The sequence below is a fragment of the Exiguobacterium alkaliphilum 12/1 genome (genome assembly GCF_000714435.1).
Classification (GTDB): domain Bacteria; phylum Bacillota; class Bacilli; order Exiguobacteriales; family Exiguobacteriaceae; genus Exiguobacterium; species Exiguobacterium alkaliphilum.
Genome location: NZ_JJMW01000022.1, coordinates 98,747 through 107,835, shown reverse-complemented (window position 1 = coordinate 107,835; position 9,089 = coordinate 98,747). Strand labels below are relative to the sequence as shown.

Sequence of the window (9,089 nt, the reverse complement as noted above, 5' to 3'; positions counted from 1 at the left end):
ATGGAGCGGGTGAAGAGAATCGAACTCTCGTCATCAGCTTGGAAGGCTGAGGTTTTACCATTAAACTACACCCGCGAAACGTTTAACGTTACGATAAATATAATAGCATAGGAATTTGAGTTTGCAAACCTTTTTTTGAAAAAACATTGGTTGTGGCGCGGTACGTTATCTTGCTAAGATAATAGAAGAGGGGAGTGAGCGGTCATGAGCGAGCGGAAGTCGTATTTGCAGTTGATGAGCGAAGGGTTTCGGATGATGAAACAAGCGAAAGAAACCGAGCGGACGATCAACCTCCGAGATTGGACGTTTTCGTTTCGGCACGACCGGGACTGGTCGGTCATTTTACGGACGGAGCGTGTCAAGTGGGTCAGCCGGCCGTTCGAGCAACTCACGATTGAACCGACCTCGATTCGGTTTGGCGCTGCCTCGCTTCAACGTCACGTCGAGTCGAACGAGGTACGTTTGAAGATTGAGGAAGAATGGGGAATTGAAAGTAAGGTCGTCTGTGACAATCAGGAGTGGGACCGATTCGTCGAGGCGCTCAAACAATTGAAGGGGGAGTAGTCGTGAGTGGAGAGAGGCTGTATCGGATTGAAGCGGAGGCGCGCGGAAATGCTTGGCGGGCCCGTGTATTGACCGGCATACAACGATTCCGCTTCTTTAAAGGGGAATTGCTCGCACCGACAGAACGTCCATACGTCGTCTTGAGCATCTCGCAAGACAAAGGGACGCTGCCTGATTTGATTGAGAGCGATATGGGCGTACTCTTGATTCATGCACGAATCGCGCCAATCTTTATGAACCTATGTCCATATGACGTCCAGCTCGTCCGTGTCGAGTTGCATACGACGACGGGGCGATCCGACGAATATTGTGCCCTCAACGTGTTGAGACGTTTTGAAATCGAGCATTTGGAGGACTCTGGAGAATACCGTCCCCTTAGTTCCGAACGCCTTTATTTTCTCTCGCATCAAACCGTTCGCATGAATTTATTTGGGCATATGATTGCCCAAGACGTAAACAGCCAACGCCTGTACGTGACGGAGCGATTAAAATATGCGCTCCAAGCCAAGATGGTGACCGGCTTAGCATTTAAAAAGACGAAGGAGAAGACTGCATGAAAGAATATGAAATCGATGGCTGGATTCGTTTGGCGTATCCAGAACACTTTGAATATAACGAAGAAGAAGATCACGTCAGTTTTTACTCGGTTGAGCCTGACGCGCAAGGGACGTTACAGATGTCCATCTATGAGGCGGAGGCCGAACAGCGCCCGGAGGATGCGGCGCTCCAAGAGCTGAACACGTTCTTAGGAGAATTTCCGATTGATGTGAAAGTCGCGCCGAGTGTGACCGATCAGTCGGCAGGCATGACGACCGCTTATGCGAGTGGGATTGAGGACGGGATGCATCTCGACGTCTGGTCGCTCACCGACGGAAAACGTCTCTTGTTCTTGACGTACGTCGCCGATAAACGGACGGATGAAAAATTAGAGATTGAAGCGATCATCGATTCGATTGAATGGACATGAAAAGAGACACGATGCCAAGTTTGGCTCGTGTCTCTTGTTTGTTATTGGAACTTTGGTACATCAAAGTGAAGTGTATAAGAGTCAAGTGTTTGGTACGTTTGATAAATGCGCGTCGTCTGTTTTGTCGCCCAACCGATATCGGTCGCATATTGGTGCACGCCCGGGTTGGCAGGATTGAAGCGCATTTTATAAAGCGTATTTTGTTTATGCGTCGGGTGATTGATATAACTCGCACCAATCCAATAAGCTCCACCGACGATGGCGGCTTCAGGAGTGAACCATTTCTGATCGAAGGCGAATTTAGCTCCTGTGGCGAGCGGACTGCTATCTACGGCTTGGATTCCGTACATATTGTAGACGGTTGCAGCGACTTCGCGATCTGGGTGGATTCGAGTCCCGCTTGAGTTGATTAGGGCATTCCCATCTTTATCGACCGGCACCCCTTGAGCGAGCAAGGATTTTCCGTGACCTGTCTCATGGACGGCGTGTGCCAGTAAATAAATTTCGTTAATGCTATATTGATTTGCAGCGTTAATGAATGCTTGCCCTTGGTTCGTTAGTGTGCCGCTATTTGTGAGCACTCTATTCAATGTTGCTGCAGTCGTCCCGGCGCTCTTTGATAAATCAAGGAACTGATAGAACGCTTGGGAATTTTGGTCGAAGTTATTCGGGTTTACAAACGGTTCGAGATCCGTCACAGAGGCTCGACGCCACACATTATCAAATATTCGGATATTATGTCCTGCAGGGCGGCGGTAGGAAACCGTATAGTAAGTGCCTGTCTGACCAGTGATGGTAACAGTCTCGCCAGGATTAATTTGACCGTATGCGTGTGATGTCAAACTCGGTTGACTAAGGATGTTAACTGCACCAACGACCGAACTTGGTGTAACAAAACCAGTCATAGAGCCATATTTGACGCGATACCAAACAGCTGTGCCGACAACTTGCCGATCCACATACTCGATGTTCGTCCCGTTAGGTATCGTCGCGATTGTGACTGCAGTAGAAGAGGCCGACATTTTAAGTGCCGTCCCCACTCCAGAGATGACGCGAAGTTGATTATTTACGATGGTACCGGTATTTCCGCTCACACTTACCCAGGCACGCGGTAAATAAGCTGGGGCGCTACGGTGCGCATCTGTTTGACCAAACTGAGCGACTTGACGTTCCGCCATGGCACGCACAGAGATTGGATAAGACGTATGAGATACGACCCGTTGAATGCCGGTAGTTGGCGGTGTCGTCGAGACGGGTGCTGTATAGCTTAAATGAATGTAGCCTCCGACAAAACTACCGCTCGTCAAGATTCCCCATTCTGTATTCAAGACAGGCTTCACGTTGACGATCGTTCCGTGTGCGAGCGTTCCGATGGCTGTGTTGATAGTCGATGGGGTCGGACGTACGTTTAAAGGTGTATTGTTTGAGACGACTTGGACTTCACGCTCTGGTCCGTATTGTTCGGTTGAAGTGGACGGGGCAGTTAGTGAAAAATCACGAGCCGCCACGTATCCTGTTTTATTGGCGTAACGAATCATATACCATGACCCTGTCGCCCCATGAGTAGAAAGGTGATCGACTTTCGCGCCTACTGGAATCGATTGAACAACGGTCCGTGATGTTGACATAGACGAATACATCGTCGCCGTTCGTTGTGCGTAATACGGTGTCACCGGTGCGGCGACTACCGTTTCAGACAAGTTACGCATCGGGACATAGCCTGTCAATGTCCCGGCCGTCACTTTTGCCCAAGACCCGGTCGCTCCGTGTGTCGAGACGAGTCGTACACTCGATCCGACTGCTAACGTACCGAGAGATTGCCCTGTCGTCGATGTCGAGCTGAACACGCTCGTCGCCGTCTTGACGTAGAGCGTCGTTGGTGCTGACGTGACGATGGCTTGCAGGTTGCGCATGGCCACATAGCCGGTTTTCCCTGCGTACGTCACTTTCGCCCAAGATCCGGTCGCCCCGTGCGTTGAGACGAGTGTCACGCTTGCGCCTTTTGGAATCGTGACGAGAACAGGTGCCGTTGAAATCATCGAACTATGCATCGACGTGTTGTTGACGGTCGTGTGCGTGGCGTTTGCTTGAGGAGTCACCGTTCCACCTCCTGAGAGTGTGAAGTAACGTTGTGCCACGTAACCTGTTTTCCCGCCGTATGTCACTTTGAACCATGAGCCCGTCGCGCCATGTGTCGACACGTAGGTGACGGTCGCGCCTTTTGGAATCGTCGTGACGATTGGAGCGGTCGTCGTCATTGCCGAGCGCATGTTGACGTTCTCGTTGGCTGTATACGTCTGGGTCGTACTCGTTTTCGCAACGGTCGGCTTGAGCGTCAAGTAAGAAGACGACACGTACCGTTTTTGGCCTTGGAAATCGATTTCGGCCCAATTGTTGCTCGTCGAATAGACATGGACCGTCGTTCCTTGCGTCAACTTGCCGACGATTGTTGAAGTGGTCGACGTCGAAGACCGTACATTCAAAATAGAGGTGTTTACCGTGCCTTCGTATGTTGCTGCGTATGACTGCATCGGGCCGATCGTGCTGAGCACAGTGCTCGAGACGAGGACGGCCACGCTGAGTCTTGTCATCGTTGGTTTCAATGTGTTACCCCTTTCAATCCATGTGAATCTATACATAACTGGTAGTTTTTTAGTGTGCGGTCTAAGTATAGCGTACAGAAAAAATGGAAAGAAGATGAAAAATTTCAAAAAAGGTAAATGATTTAGAATACGTATGTATGAATTTTACAAAAAGAAAAAACCTCCTATTAAATGGAGGTTTTTTCAAGTGGGATAGAAGTCGTCTGTAGTAGCCAAGCCGTGATATCGTTCCATACCTCGGTCCGGTTCGTCTCTCGTAACACTTCGTGGCGCGCCCCGTCATAAGATAGGACGGTCACTTCGATGTCGGCTATCTGATAGTTCCTTACCATTCCTTTCAAGCCTTCCCCGTCATGGACGACCGGATCGTCCGCCCCAACGACGAACAGGAGCGGTAGCGTCTTCGGATGTTCGTGGATTCGTGGGAGCGAGGTGACGTCGAGCGAGGCGCTTGCCACCTCATATAAGTACCCGAGTGTCGGCAGTCCGCCGCAGTGCGGGTCGTTCCGGTACGACGTCACTTCTTCCGGGTCACTTGAGATCCAATCGCTTTCCGTTTTTGCGGGTAAGAACTTCAGATTATAGCGACCGAACATTAGACGCTCGAACAGGCGCGACGGATAATCGCTCCCTTTTCGACGGATGGTCGCATCGATGGCGAACCGGCCGATTCGACCGATGACCCCGGACCCAGGCGGAGGGGAGATGGCGACCACGCCTGCGAGTCGATGGCCCATCACCTGGCCGAGCCGCCGCGACAAGAGGGACCCGAAGCTATGTCCGAGCACGAAAATCGGCAGGCCGTTCCCGTACTGTTCGATGACGTGCATCGCATCCGTGACCATCTGCTGAAACCCTTCATTTGGAAGCAAATGCGCGTAGCTCCCTTGTTCTTTCGCGAGCGCACCTGCACCACGTAAATCACAAACATATACATTAAAACCATTTTCCGCCAAGTGGCTAGCGAACTCGTGATAGCGTTCATGATGTTCTAACATGCCGTGGAACAAAAAGCAGTCGGCGACGGCGTTCGTCGCTCTCACAGTAAAGATGTTCGTCCGATATCCGTCTGCATACGTATGCACTGTAACGTTCAAGCTCATCCCTCCGAAGTATTCAAAATAGTCCGATCGCGTTACCGGTCGCATCGATTCCCATGTTGAGTGCGGCCGGTTGTTTTGGGAGCCCTGGCATCGTCAAGACGTTACCTGTCAACGCGACGAGGAAGCCGGCGCCGACGGACGGTTTCAATTCACGGACGGTGACAGTGAAGCCTGCTTGATAGCCGACTTTTGTCGGGTCGTCCGAGAGCGAGAACGGCGTCTTCGCCATACAGATTGGTAAATCGGCCCATCCGTTCGCTTGGATGTGGGCCATCTGTTTACGGGCCTTCGCCGTGAACGTCACGTCCGATGCACCGTACACTTCCCGAGCGATGGTCGTGATTTTGTCTTCGATTGATGCGGTCAGCTCATAGAGCGGAGTCAGGGCCGCCTCGTTCGACTCGACCGCTGCAATGACGGCCTCGGCGAGTGCTTCACCGCCTTGTCCACCGTGTGCCCACACTTCACTGAGCGCGACGCGGATTTGTTGCGAGCGGCACCAGTCGAGGACCGCTGCGAGCTCTTCTTCCGTATCGGAGTTGAAGCGGTTAAGGGCGACGACGACCGGGAGGCCGAGTTTCGCCATCGTCTCGACATGTTTCGCGAGTAGCTGCAGCCCTCGTTTGACAGCTTCGACATGTTCGACGTGAAGCGCGTCTTTCGCGACCCCACCATGCATCTTGAGTGCGCGGACGGTCGCCACGAGGACGACGGCATCCGGGCTCAATTCGCCGATGCGTGATTTGATGTGGCAAAACTTTTCGGCACCGAGGTCAGCCCCGAATCCCGCCTCCGTGACGACGTACTCCCCAAGCTTTAATGCGGTCTTCGTGGCGATGAGGGAGTTACATCCGTGGGCGATGTTCGCGAACGGTCCACCGTGCACGAGGGCCGGCGTCTGTTCGAGCGTCTGGACCAAGTTCGGTTTGAACGCCTCTTTTAAAAGCAGCGTCGCCGCACCGGCTGCGCCGAGTTGTTCGGCCGTGACCGGTTCGTTGTCACGGTCGTAGGCGACGACGATGCGCTTGATGCGAGCTTCTAAGTCGCTGAGAGAGTCGGCGAGACAGAGGATCGCCATGATTTCTGAGGCGACGGTGATATCGAACCCGTCTTCCCGCGGGACACCGTGAACGGGACCACCGAGGCCGATTGTCACGTTACGAAGTGCTCGGTCATTCAAATCGAGGACGCGTTTCCAGACGATATTTCGGACGTCGATCCCGAGGTCGTTCCCTTGATGTAAGTGATTATCAAGCATCGCGCTAATCGTATTATGTGCCGCCGTGATGGCGTGCATGTCACCAGTGAAGTGCAGGTTGATATCTTCCATCGGCAACACTTGGCTGAAGCCACCGCCGGCCGCACCGCCCTTTAAGCCCATCGTCGGGCCGAGGGAGGGTTCCCTGAGACAGACGATTGCTTGCTTATCGAGACGATTGAGCGCTTGTCCGAGTCCGACGGTGACGGTCGATTTCCCTTCGCCGGCTGGTGTTGGGTTAATCGCCGTGACGAGAACGAGTTTCCCATCCGTCCGCGTCTTCACGTCGTCGAGCAAATCGAACGATAATTTTGCTTTGTATTTGCCATACAAATCGAGGTCGTCTTCTTTCAATCCGAGCTTTTCTGCAATCTGTTTGATAGGGAGCATCTCGGCTTGTTGGGCAATCGTCAGGTCGGTCAATGGCTTGATGGTCGTCATATACAAAATTCCCTCCACTTTCGAACGTTTTGTTAATAAAGTAATCGTTTCATTCGTGAATCGATCCGTAAATGAATCTGTTTCGCTTATTTGAACGGTCTCGTTCGTATTGTCATTGTGTATATCATACAGTATCGCTGCTTGAAATTCATCCGGTAAGTTCAATATATTCCACCCATTCCGTCAAATGTATCCGTTTTCATAACGTTGGTATCCATGTAAATTGATAGTGGAGGCGATCAACATGACAGATAAAACGAAACGAACGAAGCGAAGACGAAATTGGAAGAAATCGGTCAGTTTTATCGGCTTCGTCGGCCCAGCATTTTTGGCGTTCGTGGCCATCGTTCTCATCCCGTTCTTTAACGGAATCTATTACAGTTTCACGGATTGGAACGGGGTGACCGGACAGTTGAACTTCATCGGACTCGACAACTATGAGCGTCTATTGTTTGAAGATGAACAGTTTCGGGCGTCGTTTTGGATCACAACGAAATATACACTCGTCGCCGTTTTATTGACGAACGTCGTCGGGTTTTCGCTCGCATTGTTGCTGACGTTGAACATAAAGACGCGCAATCTGCTGCGGACGGTCTTTTTCATGCCGAACTTGATTGGCGGACTCATCCTCGGGTTCATCTGGCAGTTCATCTACGTTAAAGGGTTTGAGTCGATTGGCTCACTCACCGGGTGGCGCTTGTTCGAACTGCCGTGGTTGGGGGATGCCCAGACGGCGTTTTGGGGAATCGTCATCGTCGCGATTTGGCAAGGCGGCGGCTATGTCATGGTCATCTACATCGCGGCACTCCAAAACGTGCCGACGGACCTTCTCGAAGCAGCCAAAATCGATGGGGCCAATCGGTTGAAGATGTTACGTCATATCACCCTGCCGATGATTATGCCGTCCATCACGATTTGTTTGTTCTTGACGATTTCCTGGTCGTTCAAAGTGTTCGATACGAACTTGTCGCTCACGAACGGCGGACCGTTCAAATCGACCGAGATGCTCGCTTTGAACATTTACACGGAATCGTTCGTGAACAATAATTACGGACTCGGGTCGGCCAAGGCGGTCATCTTCTTCCTCGTCGTCGCAGCGATTACGGTCACCCAAGTCTACTTGACGAAAAAGCGGGAGGTGGAAGCATGACGACGGAAAAAATTGAACAGATGGAGTCAAAACTTGATCAAACCCCGAGGCGGCTGTTGCCCCAAAAACCGCTCCGTACCGGAGGCTATACGGCGAGTCTCGGTCTAGTTGAACTGGTTGCCATCTTACTCGGTCTGCTTTATCTCGTGCCGTTCTATTATGTGATCGTCAATTCGTTCAAATCGATTGCGGAGATTTATACAAATACGTCGGCATTGCCGAACGTTTGGCTCGGATCGAACTATACAGAGGCGTGGGAAGCCATGAACTATGGGCGCGTCTTCTTTAACTCGCTCTTCATCACGGCGGGGGCGAATCTCTTCATCGTCATCTTCACGTCGATGGCGGCGTGGAAGCTCGTGCGGACGAAACATTGGATTTCGACGGTCATCTTCTTCTTGTTCGTCGCAGCGATGGTCATCCCGTTCCAGTCAATCATGATTCCGCTCGTCAAGGTGTCGAGCATTCTCGGGTTGTTGAACAGCCATTGGGGCTTGATGATTATGTATCTCGGCTTTGGTTCCGGCATTTCGGTATTCTTATATCACGGCTTTATGAAATCGATTCCCGAGGAAATTGAAGAAGCCGCGATTATCGACGGCTGCTCGACGTGGGGTGTGTTTTGGCGCATCGTCTTCCCGCTATTAAAACCGATCACGGTGACGATCGTCATCTTGAATAGCCTATGGATTTGGAACGATTTTCTCTTACCTTCACTTGTCCTCCGAGACATCGAGCTGCGCACGATTCCGCTCGCGACGTTCTATTTCTTCGGACAATATACGAAACAATGGGATTTGGCACTCGCTGGATTAGTCCTTGGGATCGTTCCGCTCCTCGTCTTTTTCTTCGGTATGCAAAAGCATATTATCAAAGGGATTACGAGCGGCTCGATCAAATAACCCTTCCCAAGGGATCTCCCCCGTCCGCTACACGGGGGAGAATTTTTTTTGAAAAAGACTGTTGACATTCGTCTGAATATTGATAATAATAGGGTCAATTC

At 51.5% G+C, this 9,089-nt stretch carries 8 protein-coding genes and 1 tRNA gene; 5 read left to right on the top strand and 4 right to left on the bottom strand.

The genetic code is table 11. The annotated features are described in order from the left end of the window. Window position 1: 1 nt before the first annotated feature. A tRNA-Gly gene (locus RT52_RS05965) sits at window positions 2-75 on the bottom strand. A gap of 129 nt (window positions 76-204) precedes the next feature. Here RT52_RS05965 and RT52_RS05960 point away from each other — a divergent pair. From RT52_RS05960 to RT52_RS05950, 3 genes are read left to right on the top strand one after another with little or no spacing between them, the layout of a single operon-like run. After that, the gene (locus RT52_RS05960) at window positions 205-564 is read left to right on the top strand and encodes a hypothetical protein (RefSeq protein ID WP_034815819.1); all 360 of its coding nucleotides are present in this window, start codon (window positions 205-207) and stop codon (window positions 562-564) included. A 2-nt stretch (window positions 565-566) separates the two neighbouring features. Continuing rightward, the gene (locus RT52_RS05955) at window positions 567-1,121 is read left to right on the top strand and encodes a hypothetical protein (RefSeq protein ID WP_034815818.1); all 555 of its coding nucleotides are present in this window, start codon (window positions 567-569) and stop codon (window positions 1,119-1,121) included. After that, a complete protein-coding gene (locus RT52_RS05950) occupies window positions 1,118-1,531 on the top strand; it encodes a hypothetical protein (protein ID WP_034808598.1) in 414 nt (137 codons plus the stop codon). Before RT52_RS05955 ends, RT52_RS05950 begins: the two co-directional genes overlap by 4 nt. Before the next feature lie 41 nt (window positions 1,532-1,572). Here RT52_RS05950 and RT52_RS05945 read toward each other — a convergent pair whose 3' ends face one another. The 3 genes from RT52_RS05945 to RT52_RS05935 all read right to left on the bottom strand — a co-directional run bounded on the left by RT52_RS05945 (window position 1,573) and on the right by RT52_RS05935 (window position 6,936). Further along, window positions 1,573-4,134 (bottom strand): SH3 domain-containing protein, encoded by a 2,562-nt coding sequence (locus RT52_RS05945; protein ID WP_034815817.1) that lies wholly within the window; start codon window positions 4,132-4,134, stop codon window positions 1,573-1,575. Window positions 4,135-4,301: 167 nt separating this feature from the next. Then, window positions 4,302-5,231 (bottom strand): alpha/beta fold hydrolase, encoded by a 930-nt coding sequence (locus tag RT52_RS05940; RefSeq protein WP_245175473.1) that lies wholly within the window; start codon window positions 5,229-5,231, stop codon window positions 4,302-4,304. 19 nt (window positions 5,232-5,250) lie between these two features. Then, complete coding sequence (locus RT52_RS05935) at window positions 5,251-6,936, bottom strand: formate--tetrahydrofolate ligase (protein WP_034815816.1); 1,686 nt, start codon at window positions 6,934-6,936, stop codon at window positions 5,251-5,253. Window positions 6,937-7,180: 244 nt separating this feature from the next. Between RT52_RS05935 and RT52_RS05930 the strand changes: the two genes are divergently transcribed. Both RT52_RS05930 and RT52_RS05925 read left to right on the top strand, forming a co-directional pair. Then, a complete protein-coding gene (locus tag RT52_RS05930; protein ID WP_034815814.1) occupies window positions 7,181-8,086 on the top strand; it encodes a carbohydrate ABC transporter permease in 906 nt (301 codons plus the stop codon). Then, complete coding sequence (locus RT52_RS05925) at window positions 8,083-8,988, top strand: carbohydrate ABC transporter permease (protein ID WP_235193458.1); 906 nt, start codon at window positions 8,083-8,085, stop codon at window positions 8,986-8,988. The genes RT52_RS05930 and RT52_RS05925 overlap by 4 nt, the downstream gene beginning before the upstream one ends. Window positions 8,989-9,089: the final 101 nt, after the last annotated feature.

What these genes read in the sequence shown, in the direction of transcription:
- RT52_RS05960 (WP_034815819.1), top strand. Translation starts at nt 205, where the DNA reads ATGAGCGAGCGGAAGTCGTATTTGCAGTTGATGAGCGAAGGGTTTCGG.
- RT52_RS05930 (WP_034815814.1), top strand. Translation starts at nt 7,181, where the DNA reads ATGACAGATAAAACGAAACGAACGAAGCGAAGACGAAATTGGAAGAAA.
- RT52_RS05925 (WP_235193458.1), top strand. Translation starts at nt 8,083, where the DNA reads ATGACGACGGAAAAAATTGAACAGATGGAGTCAAAACTTGATCAAACC.
- RT52_RS05950 (WP_034808598.1), top strand. Translation starts at nt 1,118, where the DNA reads ATGAAAGAATATGAAATCGATGGCTGGATTCGTTTGGCGTATCCAGAA.
- RT52_RS05935 (WP_034815816.1), bottom strand. Translation starts at nt 6,936, where the DNA reads ATGACGACCATCAAGCCATTGACCGACCTGACGATTGCCCAACAAGCC.